Here is a 19,514-nt window from a genome sequence, read left to right as displayed (position 1 = left end):
TAATAAAGCATTGACTATTCGAAGGCATAAAATTATAATAGGAAAAGGAATGAGGGCACAGAAAACGATGTGCTCTTATTTCTTGAGTTACAGGAAAGGACGCGGCTTACATAGTATGCAGAAGGAACTGGACTATTTTATGATTGAACATTCTTACGGAGGAAATCAGGAGTGGTTTTGGGATCCGATGATGAAAATCGGAGGCTGCGCGGCAGTGACGGCCTGCGACAGCAGCATTTACTTCGATTGTTATAAGGGGACGGAAGGCCTTTATCCCTATGAAAAGACAGCATTGACGAAAAAGGATTACGTAAAGTTCGGCATGAAGATGAAGCCTTATCTGAAGCCCAGACGGACCGGCATCGATTCTCTGGATATCTATATGGACGGCTTCGGAAAATACCTGGCAGATAAGGGCTGCGACGCGGTTCATATGGAACCGCTGCATGGCACGGAGGATGCGGATAAGGCAAAGTCGGCAGTGATAGACGCCATTGATCGGGGAGTTCCGGTGCCCTGCCTGATTCTGAAGCATGAAAACCCGTTGTTTGAGAACTATGTCTGGCACTGGTTTCTTCTGACCGGTTACGATACGGCAGGAGACAGTTGTATGGTCAAAGCAGTGACTTACGGTGAAAGCAAATGGCTGGATATGGATGATTTGTGGAACACAGGCCATGACAAAAAGGGCGGTCTGATTCTATATAAGTAAAAGGAAGAGAGGATTATGAAAAAATGAGTATCAGAATAGGAATTATGGGATACGGCAATCTGGGACGCGGCGTAGAGTGTGCGGTTGCCCAGAATGCGGATATGGAGTTGAAGGCAGTATTTACCAGAAGAAATCCGGAGGAGCTGCATATCTGGTCTAAGACAGCCAAAGTGGTCAGCGCATCTGAACTGGCAGACTGGAAGAACGAACTGGACGTTCTGATTCTCTGCGGCGGAAGCGCCACAGACCTGCCGAAGCAGACGCCGGAGTGCGCCAAGTACTTCAATGTCATCGACAGCTTTGACACCCATGCGCGGATTCCGGAGCATTTTGCGGATGTGGACGCAGAGGCGAAGAAGAGTGGCAGAGTAGCAATTATCTCCGTAGGCTGGGATCCGGGTCTGTTCTCCCTGAACCGTATGTACGCCAACGCCATTCTGCCGGAGGGCAAGGATTATACCTTCTGGGGCAAGGGTGTAAGCCAGGGGCATTCTGACGCAATTCGTCGCATCCCCGGTGTAAAGGACGCAAGACAGTATACGATCCCTGTGGAGAGTGCGCTGGAAGCAGTACGTGCAGGAAGGAATCCGGAGCTGACCACCCGCGAGAAGCATACCCGTGAGTGCTTCGTCGTCCTGGAGGAGGGCGCGGATCCCGCAAAGGTAGAAGAAGCGATCACGACGATGCCCAATTACTTCGCTGATTATGATACTACCGTTCATTTCATCACCGAAGAGGAAATGCAGCAGTATCACAGTCGTCTGCCCCATGGCGGATTTGTGCTCAGAAGCGGCGTAACCGGACGGGAGAAGGAGAATCATCATCTGATCGAGTATCGATTGAAGCTGGACTCCAACCCGGAATTTACTTCAAGCGTGCTTGTGGCTTACGCGAGAGCGGCATACCGCATGAGCCGGGAAGGTATGAGCGGCTGCAAGACTGTCTTTGACGTAGCTCCGGCTTACTTAAGCGCCAAGAGCGGCGAAGAGCTGCGGGCAAGCCTGCTGTAATGGACGCGCTGCGTGAGAAAATCGAAGCCACATTAAGCGCCTACCCGGTCTGCGAATACGCCTTTGTAAAGCCAAAGGAGCTTCCTTTCCGGGATGAGGTGCGTTATATCTGCCGAACCGAATGCCCGCGCTATGGTACTTCCTGGTCCTGTCCGCCTGCGGTGGGCACAGTGGAGGAATGCCGGAAACGGTGCCTCGGATATGAAGACGTACTGATGTTCACCACTATTGCCGAGGGCGTGGATACGGAGGATATGTCCGCCATGCTGGCCACCAGACGGGAGCATGAGGAGATTACAAGACAGATTCGGGATGAAATGAAAGCCTTCTGCGGGGAAATGCAGGTGCTTTCCACGGAATCCTGCGCCATTTGCGAAAAATGCGCTTATCCGGACGCGCCCTGCCGCCATCCGGATCGGATGTTTCCGTGTATCGAGAGCTACGGTATTCTGGTGACAGAGCTGGCGGAGAAAAACGGGATTACCTTTATGAGCGGAAGCGGCCTGGTGACCTGGTTCAGTCTCATTTTGTATAAACGGGCATAGGCATAAGGAAAACTGCATATAGTTGAGGTAAGGAAACCAAAGGTCCGGAATTCATGAGCGTGAAGGAACAGATGTCGGAAGTTCTGAATCTGCCGAAGGATCTGACGCTGGGTGCAGTGATCTTGACCATTACCGGAAAGCATGAGGCTTATGTGGAAAACTACATGAGCCTCATTGAATATACGGAAAACCAGATCCGGATTCAGACCCGCACCTGTAAGCTGGAGATTCACGGCGAACAGTTAGAGATTGTCTATTACACCAATGAGGAAATGAAAATCACCGGCGAGCTTCTGGAGGTGAAATATTGCTGATTTGGTTATTTCGTTATCTGAAGGGCTTTGTGCGGATCCGGGTTCTTGGATACTCACCGGAGCGCTTCCTGAACCTCTGTAAGGCCAGGCACATCGTCCTGTGGGATCTGCAGAATGTGGGAAATGAATACGAAATGAATCTTAGCATCCGGGACTTCCGGAAAATCAGGCCATTGGTGAAAAAGGCCCGGGCGCATGTGACTGTTACCGAGCGCCACGGGCTTCCTTTTTTTCTGCACCGGAACCGGAAACGGAAGATGTTCCCGGTGGGGATGCTGGCCTGCTGCATGCTGCTCTATGTATTATCCCTGTTTATCTGGGACATCCGGATCGAGGGAAACCGGGCCCGCAGTACCGACGTATTGCTTACCTATCTGGCGGAGGAGCAGATCGTTCACGGTATGCGAAAACGCGATGTGGACTGCAAAGAAATCCAGACCATGCTTCGGATTCATTTTCCCGATTTGACCTGGGTGTCAGCTCGCGTCACCGGCACACAGCTTCTGATTCGGGTACGGGAAAATCAGGATCTGGAGACGGAACAGCAGGAAGCGGCGAACACATCAGAAAGTTCCGATCTGGTGGCGGTCCGGGCAGGAATCATTACCGGCATTCTGGTACGAAGCGGCACCGCCCAGGTGCAGCCCGGCGACGAGGTGGAGGCCGGTACGGTTCTCATCAGCGGAACGGTGGACATCCGGGACGACAGCGGCGATGCGGTTGGCGTACAGGAGGTTCGTGCTGACGGCGACGTCCGGGCCCGGACTTTTTACGTCTATGAGGACAGCTTTGCGCGGTCCCGCGAAGTACGGCATTTTACCGGAAAAAAACGTTATGGCGTGTCGATCAGAGCCGGACGGAAGCTGTTATCTTTCACGGATCCGAGAACCTTTTCTTTGTATACAACTGTGGAAACGGAGCATCCGCTGCATCTGACAGGGAATTTTTACCTTCCACTGTCCTTCGGCCTCATAGAGCGGGCCGAGTATGAGATTTATACGGAAAAATATACGGCAGAGGAGGCAAAAGGCCTTGCAGAAGCCCATCTTAATGAATTTTTAAATAATTTACTGCAAAAAGGGGTTCAAATTGTCGGAAATGATGTTAAAATAGATAACGGCAGGAATTTCTGCGTCTCGAAGGGGAAGATTGAGGTCCTGGAGGAGATCGGAATTCCGAAGATCAGACAAAAGGAGCAGGCAGCATTTGAGTAATATTGTGGAAAAGATGCTGGACGTACCGGCTGAACACCAGAGCAATGTGTTTGGACAGTTCGACAGCCATATCAAAAAAATAGAACAGACCCTGAAGGTGTCCGTCATTGCCAGGGACGGCGAGGTGAAGATCTTAGGTCCGGCTGATTACACCCGGCAGGCAACCCGGGTCATCGAGCAGCTTCTGGAGCTTTCAAGAAGAGGCAACGTGATTCAGGAGCAGAACGTGGATTACGCCCTGGCCCTGTCCATGGAGGGACAGGAAGAGGCTGTGGTGGAGATTGATAAGGAGCTTATCTGCCACACCATCGCAGGCAAGCCCATCAAGCCCAAGACCCTGGGACAAAAGAAATACGTGGACATGATCCGGAACCATATGATCGTGTTCGGTACCGGACCGGCCGGAACCGGTAAGACCTATCTTGCTATGGCCATGGCGATTACCGCCTTTAAGAATAATGAGGTAAGCCGGATTATCCTGACCCGTCCTGCCATTGAGGCAGGCGAGAAGCTTGGCTTTCTGCCGGGCGATTTGCAGAGTAAGGTGGATCCTTACCTGCGGCCCCTCTACGACGCCCTGTATCAGATCATGGGCGCGGAGAGTTTTTTGAAAAATATGGAAAAGGGGTTAATCGAGGTGGCGCCTCTGGCTTACATGCGAGGCCGTACTCTGGATAATGCCTTTATTATCCTGGATGAAGCCCAGAACACAACTCCGGCCCAGATGAAGATGTTCCTGACCCGTATCGGTTTCGGATCCAAGGTTATTGTGACCGGCGACGCCAGCCAGAAGGATTTGCCAGGCGGCACAAAGTCCGGCCTGGAGGTGGCTCTGAAGGTACTCTCCAAAGTGGACGACATCGGCTTCTGTGAGCTGACCAGCAAGGATGTGGTGCGTCACCCGCTGGTTCAGAAGATTGTACAGGCTTACGAAAGCTATGAGAAGGCCCAGGAGCGCAGAAGCTCCAGAAAGGACAGTCATGACTATCAACGTAGAAGATGAGAGCAATAAGACGCTGCCGGATGTGGATACGGAAGGGATTGCCGGAAAGGTTATTGAGGCAGCGCTGGATTATGAAAAATGTCCCTATGAGGCTGAAGTGAATCTGCTTCTGACAGATGATGAGGGCATCCATGAAATGAACCGGGAGCACAGAGGGATTGACCGTCCCACGGACGTGCTTTCCTTTCCCATGCTGGAGTATGAAAGCCCTGCGGACTTTTCCTTCGTGGAGGAGGATGAAGAGGACTGTTTTAACCCGGAGACCGGCGAGCTGGTACTGGGCGATATTGTTATTTCCGTGGATAAGGTCATGGAGCAGGCGGAAAAATACGGGCATAGCCGGACACGGGAGTACGCGTTCCTGATTGCCCACAGTATGCTGCATCTTTTCGGCTATGATCATATGGTGCCGGAAGAGGCAAGAGTGATGGAGGCGAAGCAGGCTGCCATTCTGGAAAGCCTGAATATTTTACGTTAGGGAGGATTTCCGGGATGAAGCAGGGATACCTGAAGAAGACAGGCATTCTGTGTCTGGCCATTGTTTTTCTGATGGCAGCTGGCTGTGGCAAGGCAAAGACACAGGGGGCGGAAGAAAATGCATTTAATACCGAGGCGGAAGTAATCGCCTGGGAGGAAGAGGAACAGGCAGATAACGAGGATGACACGGCGTCTGAGGAACCAGATAAGCCGGCGCCCCGGGAGGTGGTGGACGGCAAGATCCGAAGCTACTTTACCGGAGAATGGATCGACGAGGAGCTCGGAAAGACCAGGCCCCTTGCGATTATGCTGAATAACACTTCTGCGGCGCTGCCCATGTCCGGCGTATCAAATGCGTCTGTTATCTACGAATGCCCTGTGGAGGGCCGTATCACCCGCTGGATGGGTGTTTTTGAGGACTGGAAAAATCTGGATAGAATTGGCTCTGTGCGAAGCTGCCGGCTTTACTACCTTCATTTCGCCCAGGAGTTTCATCCGGTGTACGCCCATTTCGGACAGGCCCAATACGCGCTGGCGGATTTGAACAGCGGCAAGTATGATGTACTTTCCGGCGGAACCAAAGGCATCGAGCATCCGGCCACGGCCATGTATGATCGCATCAGCCGTCCGGGCAAGGCAACCGAGCATACGCTTTACGCGTTTCCGAAAGGTATCCAGAGGGATATTGAAAAAAAAGGGTATGATATGACCATGCCGGAGGAGTATCCGGGTAAATTTAAGTTCGCAGATACGGGTGAAATCGCGGAGTATCAGGGCTATCCGGACGCGACGGTCTTAAAACCCGGCGGAGATGGCGGTAAAAACGGCTTTGGCGGCGTCAAGGCGACGTTTAAGTATGACGCTTCCGATCGCAAATATTACCGCTGGACTTACGGTAATCCTCACACAGATGAGCTGAACGGTAAACAGGTGGCGGTGACCAACGTCATTTTCCAGTACTGCGACGGCAACGTGCTGGACGCCAAGGATTATCTGCATTTTGCCACCCAGTCCAACGGAAACGAATGTAAGGTATTTACCAACGGTAAGGAGATCGACGGCTACTGGAAGAATCCGGGAGAGCTGGGAACTCCGGCCCGCTATTATGATGAAAACGATCAGGAAATTGTATTAAATAACGGAAAGACCTTTATCTGTATCATCTGGAATGATTATAAGGGTGATGTGGTCGTTCAGTAAGGAAAAACAGAATCATGGGAAAGAAAAACAGTTCAAAATCCAATTATATTATGCAGGGCAGCATTCTGGCCATTGCGTCCATCGTGAGCCGGATCATCGGACTTCTCTACCGGCTGCCGGTGACCAATATCATTACAGACCATGGAAATGATTATTATTCCGCAGCCTACGAGATCTACAATGTCATTCTGCTGATTTCCTCTTACAGTCTGCCGCTGGCAGTATCCAAGGTGGTGTCGGCCAAGGTGGCACTTGGCGAATACCGGAATTCCTGGAGAGCTTTCAAGGGAGCCTTGTATATGGCTTTGGTGGTCGGCGCAGCCGGTTCGGCTCTGACCTTCTTTGGCGCCGGCTTTTTCACCGGAACCCTGTTAAATACGCCGGAGAGTGAGCTGTGTCTGAAGGTACTTGCGCTGGCCGTCTTTGTCATGGCGGTGATGGGCGTACTCCGTGGCTTCTTCCAGGGCATGGGAACCATGATGCCTACGGCTATTTCCCAGATCATTGAGCAGATTGTCAACGCTATCGTGAGCATTGCGGCGGCCAGCTATCTGTTTTCCTACGGCGTAAAGCTGGATGCGGCGGCAGGTATTACCAATGGGAAGAGCGGAGCCATCTACGGCGCGGCGGGAAGTACACTGGGTACCAGCCTGGGCGCAGCAGCAGGCCTTCTGTTCCTGATTATTGTCATGCTCATGTACAACCGGGTACTGCAGAAAAATATGCGCCGGGATCATGTAAGCCGGCAGGAAAGCTACGCAAGTACCCTGCGTGTGCTGATTATGACCATCGTACCGGTCATTTTAAGTACAGCTGTCTACAATATCAGCGGCATTGTAGATCAGGGCGTATTCAAATATCTGATGCTGGATGTACAGAAGGCGGATAAGAGTACGGTCGAGATCTACTGGGGCATCTATGTGGGCAAATACAAGCTTCTGACCAATGTGCCCATCGCAGTGGCATCAGCCCTGTCCGCGTCCACCATTCCGGCCCTTACGAGAGCCCGGATTTCCGGCGACTGGGATGAGATGCGGAAAAAGACCGAGGGCGCTATCCGCATGGTTATGATGATCTGCATTCCCAGTGCCTTCGGCCTGACTGCGCTTGGCGAGCCAATTCTTGATCTGCTGTCCTGGAATACCAATGAGATTGCGCCGAAGCTCTTTTTGATTGGTTCTGCCTCTGTCATTTTCTATGGCCTGTCTACCCTGACGAATGGGATCCTGCAGGGTATTGATCGGATGCAGATTCCGGTACGCAACGCCGTGATTGCGCTGGTGACCCATCTGCTCCTGATGATTAGTCTGGTGCAGCTTGGCAAGCTTCATATCTATGGTGTGGTGTTGGCCTATATGTTCTTCGCCATCCTTATGTGTATCCTGAACGGAGCGGCTATCCGGAAGCATCTGGATTACCATCAGGAGATCAAACGAACCTTTTTGATTCCGGGCGTGTCATCCCTGATTATGGCGCTGGCGGTATGGCTTCTGTACCAGCCCCTTCATAAAGTAATCGGGGTACGGATTTCTACGCTGTTGTGCCTGATCCTGGCTGTAATCATTTATGCGTTTTTCGTTCTGCTGCTGCATGGCATCACAGAGGAAGAACTGAAAAGCTTCCCAAAAGGGAGAACAATCGTTCGCATATTGAAGAGGATCCATCTGATTTAAAAGAAGTTGTGCATTGAAAACCCTTCTTTTTGGACATACTGTTCAAAAAAGGAGGGTTTTTTATGGCAAAACGATTTCTGGCGGCAATGGCCGGGATCGCGTTCCTGATGACACTGGCCTATTATTCCGGTAGTCTCAGGTCGGAGCGGGCTATGGAGCAGGAAAAGGAGCGGCTGCTGGCGCAGATCGAGAGTCTGGAGCTTCTGACGAAGGAGCAGGCCGCTGCGCCGGGAGACCGCGTGCAGGCGGACACCGCTGCGTCCGGGGGCGAAAAGACACAGATGAAACCGGAAGGAACCGGAAGTGAAGAATCAGCAGAGTTCCGCTTTTTCATAAAAGAAGCCGACGGTCTGGTCAACATTTACCGGGAAGACGGAACCACCCTGTATGAGACGACGGATATCCCGGTTTCCCTGCTGCCGGAGGCCCTGCGCCGGGAAATCCGCGCAGGGAAGGGCGTGGCCACGGAGCAGGAGCTTTATGATTTCTTGGAGAATTACTCCAGTTAAACTTGCTATTCCGGCCATTATGGTGTAAAGTTAAGTGAGTTAAAGAGTTACTGTTTACAGTAACTCTGCAAGCAGAGGACAAAATGACATGAATACAGACTACAGAGAAAAGATAAAAAACAAAAAACGCATTGTGGTAAAGGTGGGAACCTCTTCCCTGATTCATAAGGAGACGGGGGGCCTGGATCTTATCAAGGTGGAGCATCTGGTGCGGGAGCTGTCAGATCTGCATAACCGGGGTAAGGATGTGATTCTGGTCACATCCGGAGCCATCGGCGTGGGCAGGAAGGCAGCCGGGCTTCAGGAGAAGCCGGAGAGCATCCCCATGAAGCAGGCCTGCGCAGCCATCGGACAGGCGAGACTGATGATGATCTACCAGAAATTTTTCGCTGAATATAATCAGGTGGCAGCCCAGATTCTGATGACCCGCAACACCATGATCAACCTGAAAAACCGCAGGCATGCCCAGGATACCTTCGCGGAGCTTCTGGAGCTTGGCGCAATTCCTGTCGTCAACGCCAATGACAGTATCTCTACTTTTGAGATTCTCCACGGTGATAACGACACCCTGTCGGCCATTGTGGCTTCCCTGGTGGACGCGGATCTTTTGATCCTGCTGTCCGACATCAACGGCCTCTATACGGATAACCCGAACATAAACCCGGATGCGGAGTTTGTGCCCTTTGTAGAGTATCTGGATGAGGAACTAATGGGCATGGGGCATGACGCGGTGAGCTCGGTGGGAACCGGCGGTATGGCGACCAAGCTTATCGCGGCGGAGCTTGCCACAGCGGCCGGAGCCGATATGCTGATTGCCAATGGCGGCGATATGAGTGTTATTCACAAAATCGTGAACGGGGAGAGGTACGGCACTTTCTTTCAGGCACATAAGGATGAATCCTTTGATTTAAAGACATTTCTGGAGGCGCATTTTTCATGAAAAAAGCAGGAATGGTACTGGAGGGCGGCGGCACAAGAGGCGTATTTACAGCCGGCGTGCTGGACTATTTTATGGAACAGGGCATGTATCTGCCCTATGTCATCGGCGTATCGGCAGGCGCCTGCAACGCAGTAGACTATGCGTCACACCAGCCGGGCCGGATGAAGCTGTGCACGATTGATTTTCTGGAGGCCGGAAGCTATGTGGGTCTCAAGTCCTTGGTGAAAACGCACAGCCTGTTTAACATGGATTTGATCTTTGATATATTTCCCAATAAGATCATTCCCTTTGATTATGACACATACTTTTCTTCCGGTATGGAGTGCATTCTGACAGCTACCAACGCCCTGACCGGCAAGGCTGAGTATCTGTCGGAGAAAAGCGACCGGCAGCGGCTGATGACTATCTGCCGGGCTTCGTCCAGTCTTCCGGTGGTATCGCCCATTGTGGATGTGGACGGCATTCCCATGGTGGACGGCGGCGTGGCGGATTCCGTGCCCATTCGCAAGGCCCTGCACGACGGGGTGAAGAAGCCTGTTATCATTCTCACAAGACAGGCGGGCTACCGGAAAGCGCCTGCGAAGAAGACGCTGAAAATGGCTCAGATCATGTATCATAAGTATCCGAATCTGATTCGTGCCATCAAATATCGGGCTTACTATTACAATTGCACCATGGAACTTATCGAGGATCTGGAAAACCGGGGACATGTTTTTGTGATCCGGCCTCAGGTTCCGGTGGTCAAGAATACCGAGAATCACGCAGAAGTATTAACAGATTTTTACAACCATGGCTATGAATACGCAAAGGATATTTTTGAACAGGCAGCGTCCTTTGCGGGATGGGAAGGAGATAAATAAATGGATCCTCAGAAGATTGCGCGCATCAACGAGCTGTACCGCCGTTCCAAGGCGGAGGGCCTGACTGATGCGGAGAAGAAGGAGCAGAAGCTTCTGCGCCTGGAATATATCGAGGCCGTCCGCATGAACCTGCGCGGACAGCTGAACAATATTGATATTAAGGAGCAGGACGGCAGCGTCGTAAATCTGGGTGAAAAATATGATGCAAACAGAAAAGGAAACTAAAAAAGCTTTAAAGAAGGCCTTGCGAAAAGAGATCAAGGCACTGCGGGCGGCTCATACGGACGAACAGATTCATGAGCTGAGTCTGGGCGTGCGGGATCAGGTGCTGACCCTGCAGGAATACCGGCAGGCGGAGGTGATCTACGCTTACGTGGACTGTAAGCATGAGGTGGAGACCTCGGATATCATCCGGGCGGCCTGGGCTGACGGCAAACGGGTGGCTGTCCCGAAGGTACTGGGACAGGATATGAAGTTCTTCTATATCACTTCTCTGGAAAATGATCTGGAGGAGGGGTATTACGGAATCCGGGAGCCTTACGAAAAGCACGCGGCAGATGAAAGCGGAGATGAGGAAAAAGCCTTGATGCTGATGCCTGGCGTGGCTTTCGATGAGGAACGGCACCGGATCGGTTACGGCGGGGGCTTTTACGACCGTTTCCTGGAGGCGCATCCGAAGCTTTCCAGAGTGGCGCTGGCCTTTGAATTTCAGGTAAAAGAAAGCGTTCCTTATGAAGCGTTTGATATCTGTCCGGAGAAAATCGTGACAGAGAAACGGGTAATCGGGAGGAAATAGATGACATTAGAGTGTATTGGACAGAAAGCAAAGGAAGCGGAACCGATTCTCCGGGTCATGACCCGGGAGGAGAAAGACCGGGTACTTTTGAAAGCGGCAGAGCTTCTTGTAAGCGAGCAGGAAAAGATCCTTGCATCCAATGAAAAAGATATGGAAGCGGGACAGGAGCGCGGCATGAAGCCGGGACTTCTGGACAGGCTGAAGTTGACCGAAGATCGCATCGCGGGCATGGCGGAAGGTCTTCGCCAGATTGCGGACTTACCGGATCCGGTGGGGGAAGTCATGAAGGACTGGGTGCCGGAAAATGGCCTGCATATCCGTCAGGTGCGAGTGCCTCTTGGCGTCATCGGCATCATTTACGAAGCCCGGCCCAATGTGACTGCGGACGCCTTCGGACTTTGCTTCAAAACCGGCAATCCGGTGGTGCTGCGGGGCGGAAGCGACGCGATTCATTCCAATCAGGCCATCACCGAGGTGCTGCAGCAGGCATTAATAGCCTGTGGTTGCCCGGAAAGTGCTATCCAGCTTCTGACGGATACCAGCCGTGAGACGGCTGCGGCCTTTATGAAGCTGAACCGGTACATAGATGTGCTGATTCCCAGAGGAAGTGCCGGGTTAATCGCCACCGTTGTCAATAACAGTACGATTCCGGTCATTGAGACAGGATCCGGTAACTGTCACATCTATGTGGATGAGACAGCGGATCTTGAGATGGCCGTGAATATTGTATACAATGCTAAGACACAGCGCATCGGCGTCTGCAATGCCTGCGAGTCTCTGGTGGTAAACCGTAAGGTAAAAAACGCATTTCTGCCTCTGCTGGCAAAGAAGCTTCAGGAGAAGCAAGTGGAGCTTCGCGGAGACGAAGCAGCCAGAGAAGCGGTTCCTATGACGGCAGCCACAGAGGAAGACTGGGGTACGGAGTATCTGGATTACATTCTTTCTGTGAAGACCGTAGATAATGTAGAGGAAGCCATTGCCCATATCAATCGTTATAATACCGGACATTCCGAAGCAATTATCACAGAAAATCAGGAACATGCAGAGAAGTTTTTAAAGGAAGTGGATGCAGCGGCAGTCTATGTAAATGCTTCGACCCGCTTTACCGACGGCTTTGAGTTCGGCTTTGGCGCGGAGATCGGCATCAGTACCCAGAAGCTGCATGCCAGAGGTCCCATGGGTCTTGTGGCGCTTACTTCATACAAATACGAGATTACCGGCCATGGCCAGGTAAGGGGGTAATACATGAGAGTAATAGCAGGAACAGCCCGGAGTATGCCGCTGAAATGCATTGAGGGGCTGGATACCAGGCCGACCACCGATCGAATTAAGGAAACTTTATTTAATATGCTGCAGCCGGAGATCCCGGGCTGCCGGTTTCTGGATCTCTTTGGCGGAAGCGGGGCTATCGGTATCGAGGCCTTAAGCCGGGGCGCGGATTTCGCGGCCTTTGCGGAAAATAACCGGAAGGCTTACGACTGCATCGGCGACAATCTGGTCTTCACGAAGCTCAATGACCGGGCGCGGGTATTTTTTATGGACGCTTTGGGAGCGCTTCGGGTGCTGGAGGGCGAAGAGCCCTTCGATATCATTTTCCTGGATCCGCCCTATGGAAAGGGACTGGAGCGGGATGTGCTTGGTTACCTTCAAAATTCCAGCCTGATGACTGCCGATACAACCATTATTCTGGAGGCGTCACTGAACGAAGAGACAGACTGGGTTGAAGATTTGGGCTACCGGATCCGCAAGGTAAAAAAATACAAGACGAATAAGCATCTCTTTATCGAGATGGATGAGGATGACGAATGATTAGAGCAATTTATGCAGGAAGCTTTGACCCGGTGACGAAAGGACATCTGGATGTGATTGTCCGCGCTTCCCGGATCGTGGACGAGCTGGTGGTGGGTGTCTTAAACAACCGTGCCAAAACTCCGTTGTTTTCTGTGGAAGAACGTGTTAAGATGTTAGAAGAAGTCACAAAGGAATATCCGAATATCAAGATTCGCTCCTTTACAGGACTTCTGGTAGATTTTGCGAAGGAATGCGAAGCCCATATTATCGTGCGCGGCCTGCGGGCGATCACGGACTTCGATTATGAGCTGCAGATGGCCCAGACCAATCGGATTATGAGTCCGGATCTGGATACGCTGTTTCTTACGACCAGCCTGGAATACGCTTACCTTAGTTCCACAACGGTCAAGGAGGTGGCAGCCTTCGGCGGCGATATTTCCGCTTTTGTACCGCCCTATGTGGAAGAAAAAATCCGGGAGCGGATGAAGGAGCGTTACGCGTAACTAAAATGGAAATAGAGAGGAGAACGGTTTTATGAGCAGCAAGATCGAACAGATCATCGAGGAGATCGAGGAGTACATTGACGGCTGCAAGCCGCAGACATTATCAAAGACGAATATCATTGTCAATAAAGAGGAGATTGAAGAACTGCTGCGGGAGCTTCGCATGAAGACTCCGGAGGAGATCAAACGTTATCAGAAAGTGCTGGCTAACCGGGACGCCATTCTGGCAGATGCCCAGGCGAAGGCAGACGCGATTATCAAGGAGGCCAATATACATACGACCGAATTGATCAACGAGCATGAGATCATGCAGCAGGCGTATGTACAGGCCAATGAAATTATGGCAGCCGCGGAGGCAGAGGCACAGAAGCGTCTGGATGCAGCCACCATCGAAGCCAATAACTTCCGTATGCAGGCCATGCGCTACACCGACGATATGCTGGGCAATCTGCAGAATCTGGTTCGCCAGACTATGGAAGGACACGCAGCACGCTATGAATCTATGATGAACTCTCTGAATAATTTCAACGAGATTCTGGCAAGCAACCGGGCAGAGTTAGGACCGGCTATCGCAACAGAACAGCCGGAAGAGGAAGCGCCAAAGGAAGATCAGTAAGTCCAAGATACAGAATGGCGAAGCAGGCGGTGAGCAGGGCCGTACCGGCTTTAGCTTTCAGATAACTTAAAACCGAAAGCTGGGTTCCCTGCAGCATGCTTTCCGTCTGTGCTGCACCGGACAGACCGCCGAAGGAAACGATAAAGAGCGACAGCGCCCAAGCGGCGCGCTTGGTAAGAATCGGTGACGCGGCGGTCAGGGCAATGCCGTTTGTGATTTCCAGCAGACCGACGGTCAGGCAGGAACACAGCGGCAGGGAGCCGATAAGGAGAAGCAGCAGCTTTGCCAGCATGGAAAACAGGATGAGATAGCCGCCGAGCTTCAGGATATTTTCCAGGCCGTCCATGATGCAGGCATCCACGATTTTGAAGCTGATTTGAGATCCGGATGTCTTTTTTTCTATGGATAGATCCGGAAAGGTCTGCCTGTGACGGGTCAGCGCCGCGTAGAGGAGCGGCGCGCCATAGACCAGCAGAAGGGAAACAGGGACACGCTCCGGCAGCTCCAGCGCTTCCGTCAGGCAGTAGCCGGTGAGAAAGGCGGGACTTGGGTTATTGGTAAAGGTAAGCAGGTACGCGCCTTCTTCGGGTGTGATACGGTTCTCCCGGACCAGATCGGCGGAGATCTTCGCTCCCACAGGGTATCCGCACAGGAAGCCCGTCAGCAGGCAGAAAGAACCGTTCGGAGAGAGTCCGAAAAAGCTCCGTGCTAGGGGTGCAAGGAACCGGGTGATGCCAGAGACCCCATCCAGAGCGATCAGAAGCCGGGAGAGAATAAAGAAGGGAAGCAGCATTGGCAACAGGGTGTGGAACCACAGCAGCAGTCCTTCCGAGGAAGCCGCAGCGGCCTGTACCGGAGCCAGCAGCAAAAAAGCAAGTAAGATAAGACTGACAGTCATATAAATAAATTTTTTTCTCATAGAAATCTATATGAGAGCAAGGAGGAACAATATGCGAGTTTTGGAAGGATTAGAGCCGAAGAAGGTATTTGAATATTTTGAGGATCTGACACAGATTCCGAGAGGATCGGGAAATGAGGCCGGCGCGGCAGAATATTGTATGGAATTCGCGAAGAAGCGCGGACTATCCGCGTCCCGGGACGAGTTCAACAATGTGGTCATCGTTAAAGAGGCTTCCGCAGGTTACGAGGACGCACCCACCGTCATCATCCAGGGGCATCTGGATATGGTATGCGAGAAAGAGGCGGACTGTACTATTGATTTCGCGAAGGATCCCCTGGACGTGGCCGTAGACGGCGATTTTATCTACGCGAAGGGCACGACCCTGGGCGGCGACGACGGTATCGCGGTCGCTATCGCACTGGCGATTCTGGATGACGACAGCCTGTCCCATCCCCGTCTGGAGTGTCTGTTTACCACCGGAGAAGAGGTGGGTCTTCTGGGCGCCAAGGATTTTGATGCTTCTCATATGAAGGGGCGCAGACTTATCAACATCGACTCCGAGGAGGAGGGGATCTTTACCGTGAGCTGCGCCGGTGGCATGGACGGCATTCTGCATATCCCGGCGGTCTATCAGGAGACTGAGGGCGTACGCTACACCGTAACCGTAGACGGTCTTCAGGGCGGTCACTCCGGAGCAGAGATTCATAAAGAGCACGGCAATTCCAATATTCTCATGGGCAGAGCGCTCTGCTGGTTGGACGAGGTGGTGAATTTCCGGATTGCCGGGCTGTCCGGCGGTCTCATGGACAATGCGATTCCGCGCAGCACGAAAGCGGTACTGTATGTGCCGGAGGAGGAATGTCAGGCCTTTGAAGATCGTCTGAATACCCTCGACGCCATTTACAAGACTGAGTTTGCGGCAAGCGACGCAGGTGTAACCGTAAGCTTCGTATCCGAAGGAAAGGCAAGCGGTCAGGCCCTGACGCCCAAGTGCGCGGCCATCCTGATGTATGTGCTTCATATGGTGCCCAACGGCGTCATCAAGGACAGCATGGATATCCCGGGACTGGTACAGACGTCCCTGAACCTGGGCATCTTACGTCTTACCAACGAAGAGGCGACCGCCACCTTCAGCATCCGAAGCTCCATTGAATCCGAGAAGCAGGAGCTGGGCGACCGTCTCCGCCACTGTGTGGAGTTTCTGGGCGGAACCTACGAGGAGAAGGGCTCCTATCCGGGATGGGAGTACCGTCATGAGTCCGAACTTCGGGATACCTGTGTGTCTGTATTTAAGAAAATGTATGACCGGAATCCGAAAGTTATGGCCATCCACGCAGGCCTGGAGTGCGGTCTGTTCAGCGGCAAGATGGAAGGCCTGGACTGTGTCTCCATCGGACCGAATCTGTATGATATCCATACGCCGAAGGAGCGCTTAAGTATTTCTTCCACAAAGCGGATCTATGAATTTGTGGTAGAGGTTCTAAAAGAACTGCGCTAAGCATAAAATATTTAGTAAGCATTTTTGATGCGGAGTGAAGATGCGGGATGCGTAAGCTTTCAGCTGCGGGGTCTTGGTTACTGCTGCTGGGTCTTGGTCTGTTGATTCTGGGTACGGAAGAACATATCCGGAGACAGGCCGGACTTTTTAAGACGGCTCAGGCGCAGGAGCGCCCGGAGGAAACTGCGCGGCGTTATTATGAGCTGTATGAAAATATCTGGAAAGATCTGGAATATTTTCCGATTCCCCAGTGGAAAGAGGAAAACCTATCCGTTACTTATGAGAACAGCTGGCTTTTCGAGCGTACCTATGGCGGAACACGCGGCCATGAGGGAACGGATCTGATGCCGCCGGAGAACGAAAGCGGGGTGTATCCGGTGATCAGTATCTCAGACGGTACGGTGGAGAGCGTCGGCTGGCTGGAAAAGGGCGGCTGGCGAATCGGTGTCCGGAGCATCCACGACGTATATTTTTATTATGCCCATCTTTCCTCCTACGCGGAGGAGTTCCAGAAAGGCGACGTCATAAAGGCGGGGCAGCTTCTGGGCTATATGGGCGATACGGGCTACGGAAAGCAGGAGGGTACTTCCGGTCAGTTCCCGGTGCATCTGCATCTTGGGATCTATCTTCGAAATGAAGAGTTTGCGGAACTGGCAGTGAATCCCTACTGGTTTCTGCGCTATCTGGAAAACTGCCGGCTGACGGTATCCCGGGGCGCGTCCGGCTGAAAAGGAGAGGTATATGGAAATACAATTGTGGCGGGAGATTTTAAATCCCTATGAGCTGGCGGTCAAGGAGGTCATGACTAAGTTTAACCACCTGATCAAGGAGCACCGGGATCGGGGACTTTACTGTCCCATCGAGCAGGTGGATGGCCGGGTCAAGACCATTTCCAGCATTCTGGATAAATGTCAGAAGAAGAAAATTGATCTGGAGGATATCGAAGAGAAGATCTATGATCTGGCCGGTATCCGCATCATCTGTCAGTTTGTGGAGGACATCGACAAGGTAGTGGAGATCATCCGGAACCGCAAGGACATGGAAATCAAGCAGGAGCGGGATTACATACGGGAAATGAAAAGCAGCGGCTATCGCAGCTACCACATTATCCTTTATTATACGGTGGATACGCTGAACGGCCCCAAGCGCCTGCAGATGGAGGTGCAGATCCGCACCATGGCCATGAATTTCTGGGCCACGGTGGAGCATTCCCTCCAGTATAAGTACAAGCGGAATATCCCGGAGCATATCAAAGAGCGGCTTTTAAGCGCGGCGGACGCCATCATCACCCTGGATAATGAGATGTCCACGGTGCGCAGCGAGATCATGGACGCGCAGATCTCCTTCCGGATTCAGGCGAACATCGTGGCGGATATCCTGAACAATATCCAGAACCTGTACCGGGTGGCCAATAAGCGGGAGATCCTAAAGATTCAGGATGAATTTTACCGAATCTACGCCATGAATGACATCGATCAGCTGGAACGCTTCGACCGACAGCTGGATATGATTGCGGAGGGCTATCGGGCCCAGTCGCTTCCTACGGAGGAATAAATGTTACAATTACCGGAATCCTTTTTACAGGAAATGAGAGAACTCCTGGGCGATGAATATGATGCCTGGGAGAAAAGCTATGAACATAACGAGGGCTTTCGCGGCCTTCGTGTTAATACAGGGAAGCTGCGTCCGGAGGAGTTTCAGGCTCTTTCGGCCTTTTCTTTGCGTGCGGTTCCCTGGACCCGAAACGGCTTCTATCTGGAGGAACAGGCGCAGGCGTCGAAGCATCCGTACTACGCGGCCGGGCTTTATTATCTTCAGGAGCCCAGCGCCATGACGCCGGCAGCCTGTCTGCCCATCAAAGAAGGCGATCGGGTACTGGATCTCTGTGCAGCCCCCGGCGGAAAGGCCACGGAACTGGCGGCAAAGCTGCGCGGAACAGGTGTTCTGGTAGCCAACGACATCAGTAATTCCCGGGCAAAAGCCCTGCTTAAAAATCTGGAGCTCTTTGGCGCCGGCAATATTCTCGTAACCAGCGAGACGCCCGAGCGGCTTCTTAACTATTTCGAAGGCTGGTTTGACAAGATTCTCGTGGACGCCCCCTGCTCCGGCGAGGGCATGTTCCGAAAGGAACCGTCCATGGTGAAGGACTGGCTGGAAAAGGGACCGGATTATTATGCGGAAATTCAGAGAACCGTGGTGACTGCGGCGGCGAAGCTGCTGCGTCCGGGCGGACAGTTAGTCTATTCCACCTGCACCTTTTCGAAACATGAAAATGAGGAAACCATTGAGCGGCTGATAAAAGAGGAAGGCTTCACCCTGCTGCCGCTGCCATTACCGGAGGAACGGGAAGCGCTTGGCTTCGCGCCGGGGCTCGGGGCCTGCGCAGGCGCAGCCCGGCTGTTTCCCCATCGGTTAGATGGGGAAGGACATTTCGTGGCTTTACTGCAGAAGAATGTATGTTCTGATAATTCTGCCGCGACGTTACCAAGGCACAAGGAAAAGGCAGACTCTAAGGGTGTGCTGAAAAAGCTCCCGGAGGAATGGCTGGATTTCGCAAAGGATCTGCATGTGAAATGGGACGCCCGTTGTTTTCGCCTTTACGATGGCCGATTATATGTGCTGCCTGAGGCATTGACGGGTAAAAATATCCGTTCCTTACGCTTTCTGCGGACAGGCCTCTATCTGGGCGAAGTAAAACCGAAGCGCTTTGAGCCCAGCCAGGCTCTGGCCATGTATCTGCGAAAAGAGGAGTTCGCCCTGTCGGTGGACCTGAAAGCGGACGATGAACGTGTATTCCGCTATTTAAAGGGTGAGACGTTGGATCTGGAGGACCTGGCAGCGCGAGGGGCGAAAGGCTGGTGTCTGGTCTGTGTGGACGGGTACCCCTTAGGCTGGGGAAAGCTTGCAAACGGTACGCTCAAGAATAAATATTATCCCGGATGGAGGTGGTAG

The 19,514-nt window shown here is 52.4% G+C and carries 23 protein-coding genes; 22 read left to right on the top strand and 1 reads right to left on the bottom strand.

Features of this window, described 5'->3' with window-relative positions; translation table 11 throughout:
* Positions 1-115: 115 nt before the first annotated feature.
* From WMO29_RS12965 to WMO29_RS12880, 18 genes are all read left to right on the top strand, one after another.
* Positions 116-712: a hypothetical protein gene (locus WMO29_RS12965; protein ID WP_349165084.1), complete on the top strand. Its 597-nt coding sequence runs from the start codon at positions 116-118 to the stop codon at positions 710-712.
* Positions 713-735: 23 nt separating this feature from the next.
* On the top strand, positions 736-1,722 hold the full coding sequence (locus WMO29_RS12960) for a diaminopimelate dehydrogenase (RefSeq protein WP_178039141.1): 987 nt from the start codon (positions 736-738) through the stop codon (positions 1,720-1,722).
* Positions 1,722-2,267, top strand: a complete 546-nt coding sequence (locus tag WMO29_RS12955) for a DUF2284 domain-containing protein (RefSeq protein ID WP_349165083.1) — start codon at positions 1,722-1,724, stop codon at positions 2,265-2,267. The genes WMO29_RS12960 and WMO29_RS12955 overlap by 1 nt, the downstream gene beginning before the upstream one ends.
* Before the next feature lie 59 nt (positions 2,268-2,326).
* Positions 2,327-2,581, top strand: a complete 255-nt coding sequence (locus WMO29_RS12950; protein WP_435391169.1) for a YabP/YqfC family sporulation protein — start codon at positions 2,327-2,329, stop codon at positions 2,579-2,581.
* Positions 2,575-3,795, top strand: a complete 1,221-nt coding sequence (gene yqfD, locus WMO29_RS12945; protein WP_349165081.1) for a sporulation protein YqfD — start codon at positions 2,575-2,577, stop codon at positions 3,793-3,795. Before WMO29_RS12950 ends, yqfD begins: the two co-directional genes overlap by 7 nt.
* A 13-nt stretch (positions 3,796-3,808) precedes the next feature.
* A complete protein-coding gene (locus tag WMO29_RS12940) occupies positions 3,809-4,798 on the top strand; it encodes a PhoH family protein (RefSeq protein WP_349165113.1) in 990 nt (329 codons plus the stop codon).
* Entirely contained in the window at positions 4,776-5,276 is a 501-nt protein-coding gene (ybeY, locus tag WMO29_RS12935) for an rRNA maturation RNase YbeY (RefSeq protein ID WP_178039147.1), read from the top strand. Before WMO29_RS12940 ends, ybeY begins: the two co-directional genes overlap by 23 nt.
* A 14-nt stretch (positions 5,277-5,290) precedes the next feature.
* Positions 5,291-6,475 (top strand): DUF3048 domain-containing protein, encoded by a 1,185-nt coding sequence (locus WMO29_RS12930; RefSeq protein ID WP_349165080.1) that lies wholly within the window; start codon positions 5,291-5,293, stop codon positions 6,473-6,475.
* A gap of 14 nt (positions 6,476-6,489) precedes the next feature.
* Entirely contained in the window at positions 6,490-8,148 is a 1,659-nt protein-coding gene (locus WMO29_RS12925; RefSeq protein WP_349165079.1) for a putative polysaccharide biosynthesis protein, read from the top strand.
* 62 nt (positions 8,149-8,210) lie between these two features.
* Positions 8,211-8,657 (top strand): hypothetical protein, encoded by a 447-nt coding sequence (locus WMO29_RS12920; protein WP_349165078.1) that lies wholly within the window; start codon positions 8,211-8,213, stop codon positions 8,655-8,657.
* Positions 8,658-8,745: 88 nt separating this feature from the next.
* Positions 8,746-9,597 (top strand): glutamate 5-kinase, encoded by an 852-nt coding sequence (proB, locus tag WMO29_RS12915; RefSeq protein ID WP_178039151.1) that lies wholly within the window; start codon positions 8,746-8,748, stop codon positions 9,595-9,597.
* Positions 9,594-10,457 carry a patatin-like phospholipase family protein gene (locus tag WMO29_RS12910; RefSeq protein ID WP_349165077.1) on the top strand — a complete coding sequence of 288 codons (864 nt, stop codon included), beginning with the start codon at positions 9,594-9,596 and terminating at the stop codon, positions 10,455-10,457. Before proB ends, WMO29_RS12910 begins: the two co-directional genes overlap by 4 nt.
* A complete protein-coding gene (locus tag WMO29_RS12905; protein ID WP_178039153.1) occupies positions 10,458-10,682 on the top strand; it encodes a DUF896 domain-containing protein in 225 nt (74 codons plus the stop codon). It abuts the gene before it with no gap.
* Complete coding sequence (locus tag WMO29_RS12900; protein ID WP_349165076.1) at positions 10,657-11,253, top strand: 5-formyltetrahydrofolate cyclo-ligase; 597 nt, start codon at positions 10,657-10,659, stop codon at positions 11,251-11,253. Before WMO29_RS12905 ends, WMO29_RS12900 begins: the two co-directional genes overlap by 26 nt.
* Complete coding sequence (locus WMO29_RS12895; RefSeq protein ID WP_349165075.1) at positions 11,254-12,495, top strand: glutamate-5-semialdehyde dehydrogenase; 1,242 nt, start codon at positions 11,254-11,256, stop codon at positions 12,493-12,495.
* A gap of 3 nt (positions 12,496-12,498) precedes the next feature.
* Entirely contained in the window at positions 12,499-13,062 is a 564-nt protein-coding gene (rsmD, locus tag WMO29_RS12890; RefSeq protein ID WP_349165074.1) for a 16S rRNA (guanine(966)-N(2))-methyltransferase RsmD, read from the top strand.
* On the top strand, positions 13,059-13,547 hold the full coding sequence (coaD, locus tag WMO29_RS12885; RefSeq protein WP_178039157.1) for a pantetheine-phosphate adenylyltransferase: 489 nt from the start codon (positions 13,059-13,061) through the stop codon (positions 13,545-13,547). The genes rsmD and coaD overlap by 4 nt, the downstream gene beginning before the upstream one ends.
* A gap of 31 nt (positions 13,548-13,578) precedes the next feature.
* Entirely contained in the window at positions 13,579-14,163 is a 585-nt protein-coding gene (locus WMO29_RS12880) for an ATPase (protein ID WP_178039158.1), read from the top strand.
* Here WMO29_RS12880 and WMO29_RS12875 read toward each other — a convergent pair.
* Positions 14,114-15,082: a nucleoside recognition domain-containing protein gene (locus WMO29_RS12875; protein ID WP_178039159.1), complete on the bottom strand. Its 969-nt coding sequence runs from the start codon at positions 15,080-15,082 to the stop codon at positions 14,114-14,116. The two genes, WMO29_RS12880 and WMO29_RS12875, sit on opposite strands and share 50 nt — an antisense overlap.
* A gap of 31 nt (positions 15,083-15,113) precedes the next feature.
* Between WMO29_RS12875 and WMO29_RS12870 the strand changes: the two genes are divergently transcribed.
* The 4 genes from WMO29_RS12870 to WMO29_RS12855 are packed head-to-tail and all read left to right on the top strand — an operon-like array spanning position 15,114 to position 19,514.
* Positions 15,114-16,562, top strand: coding sequence for an aminoacyl-histidine dipeptidase (locus WMO29_RS12870; protein WP_349165073.1), 1,449 nt, complete (start codon positions 15,114-15,116; stop codon positions 16,560-16,562).
* 47 nt (positions 16,563-16,609) lie between these two features.
* On the top strand, positions 16,610-17,290 hold the full coding sequence (locus tag WMO29_RS12865; RefSeq protein ID WP_178039161.1) for a peptidoglycan DD-metalloendopeptidase family protein: 681 nt from the start codon (positions 16,610-16,612) through the stop codon (positions 17,288-17,290).
* 13 nt (positions 17,291-17,303) lie between these two features.
* Positions 17,304-18,116: a GTP pyrophosphokinase family protein gene (locus tag WMO29_RS12860; RefSeq protein ID WP_178039162.1), complete on the top strand. Its 813-nt coding sequence runs from the start codon at positions 17,304-17,306 to the stop codon at positions 18,114-18,116.
* The gene (locus WMO29_RS12855; RefSeq protein WP_349165072.1) at positions 18,117-19,514 is read left to right on the top strand and encodes an RsmF rRNA methyltransferase first C-terminal domain-containing protein; all 1,398 of its coding nucleotides are present in this window, start codon (positions 18,117-18,119) and stop codon (positions 19,512-19,514) included.

This window comes from Laedolimicola intestinihominis, assembly GCF_040096155.1.
GTDB classification, from domain to species: Bacteria; Bacillota; Clostridia; order Lachnospirales; family Lachnospiraceae; genus Laedolimicola; species Laedolimicola intestinihominis.
This window is presented reverse-complemented; position numbering and strand designations above follow the sequence as displayed.

Coding starts and splice junctions, on each gene's coding strand:
- WMO29_RS12965 (WP_349165084.1), top strand. CDS start 116: ATGCAGAAGGAACTGGACTATTTTATGATTGAACATTCTTACGGAGGA.
- WMO29_RS12960 (WP_178039141.1), top strand. CDS start 736: ATGAGTATCAGAATAGGAATTATGGGATACGGCAATCTGGGACGCGGC.
- WMO29_RS12955 (WP_349165083.1), top strand. CDS start 1,722: ATGGACGCGCTGCGTGAGAAAATCGAAGCCACATTAAGCGCCTACCCG.
- WMO29_RS12940 (WP_349165113.1), top strand. CDS start 3,809: ATGCTGGACGTACCGGCTGAACACCAGAGCAATGTGTTTGGACAGTTC.
- ybeY (WP_178039147.1), top strand. CDS start 4,776: ATGACTATCAACGTAGAAGATGAGAGCAATAAGACGCTGCCGGATGTG.
- WMO29_RS12930 (WP_349165080.1), top strand. CDS start 5,291: ATGAAGCAGGGATACCTGAAGAAGACAGGCATTCTGTGTCTGGCCATT.
- WMO29_RS12925 (WP_349165079.1), top strand. CDS start 6,490: ATGGGAAAGAAAAACAGTTCAAAATCCAATTATATTATGCAGGGCAGC.
- WMO29_RS12920 (WP_349165078.1), top strand. CDS start 8,211: ATGGCAAAACGATTTCTGGCGGCAATGGCCGGGATCGCGTTCCTGATG.
- proB (WP_178039151.1), top strand. CDS start 8,746: ATGAATACAGACTACAGAGAAAAGATAAAAAACAAAAAACGCATTGTG.
- WMO29_RS12910 (WP_349165077.1), top strand. CDS start 9,594: ATGAAAAAAGCAGGAATGGTACTGGAGGGCGGCGGCACAAGAGGCGTA.
- WMO29_RS12905 (WP_178039153.1), top strand. CDS start 10,458: ATGGATCCTCAGAAGATTGCGCGCATCAACGAGCTGTACCGCCGTTCC.
- WMO29_RS12900 (WP_349165076.1), top strand. CDS start 10,657: ATGATGCAAACAGAAAAGGAAACTAAAAAAGCTTTAAAGAAGGCCTTG.
- WMO29_RS12895 (WP_349165075.1), top strand. CDS start 11,254: ATGACATTAGAGTGTATTGGACAGAAAGCAAAGGAAGCGGAACCGATT.
- rsmD (WP_349165074.1), top strand. CDS start 12,499: ATGAGAGTAATAGCAGGAACAGCCCGGAGTATGCCGCTGAAATGCATT.
- coaD (WP_178039157.1), top strand. CDS start 13,059: ATGATTAGAGCAATTTATGCAGGAAGCTTTGACCCGGTGACGAAAGGA.
- WMO29_RS12880 (WP_178039158.1), top strand. CDS start 13,579: ATGAGCAGCAAGATCGAACAGATCATCGAGGAGATCGAGGAGTACATT.
- WMO29_RS12875 (WP_178039159.1), bottom strand. CDS start 15,082: ATGAGAAAAAAATTTATTTATATGACTGTCAGTCTTATCTTACTTGCT.
- WMO29_RS12870 (WP_349165073.1), top strand. CDS start 15,114: ATGCGAGTTTTGGAAGGATTAGAGCCGAAGAAGGTATTTGAATATTTT.
- WMO29_RS12865 (WP_178039161.1), top strand. CDS start 16,610: ATGCGTAAGCTTTCAGCTGCGGGGTCTTGGTTACTGCTGCTGGGTCTT.
- WMO29_RS12860 (WP_178039162.1), top strand. CDS start 17,304: ATGGAAATACAATTGTGGCGGGAGATTTTAAATCCCTATGAGCTGGCG.
- WMO29_RS12855 (WP_349165072.1), top strand. CDS start 18,117: ATGTTACAATTACCGGAATCCTTTTTACAGGAAATGAGAGAACTCCTG.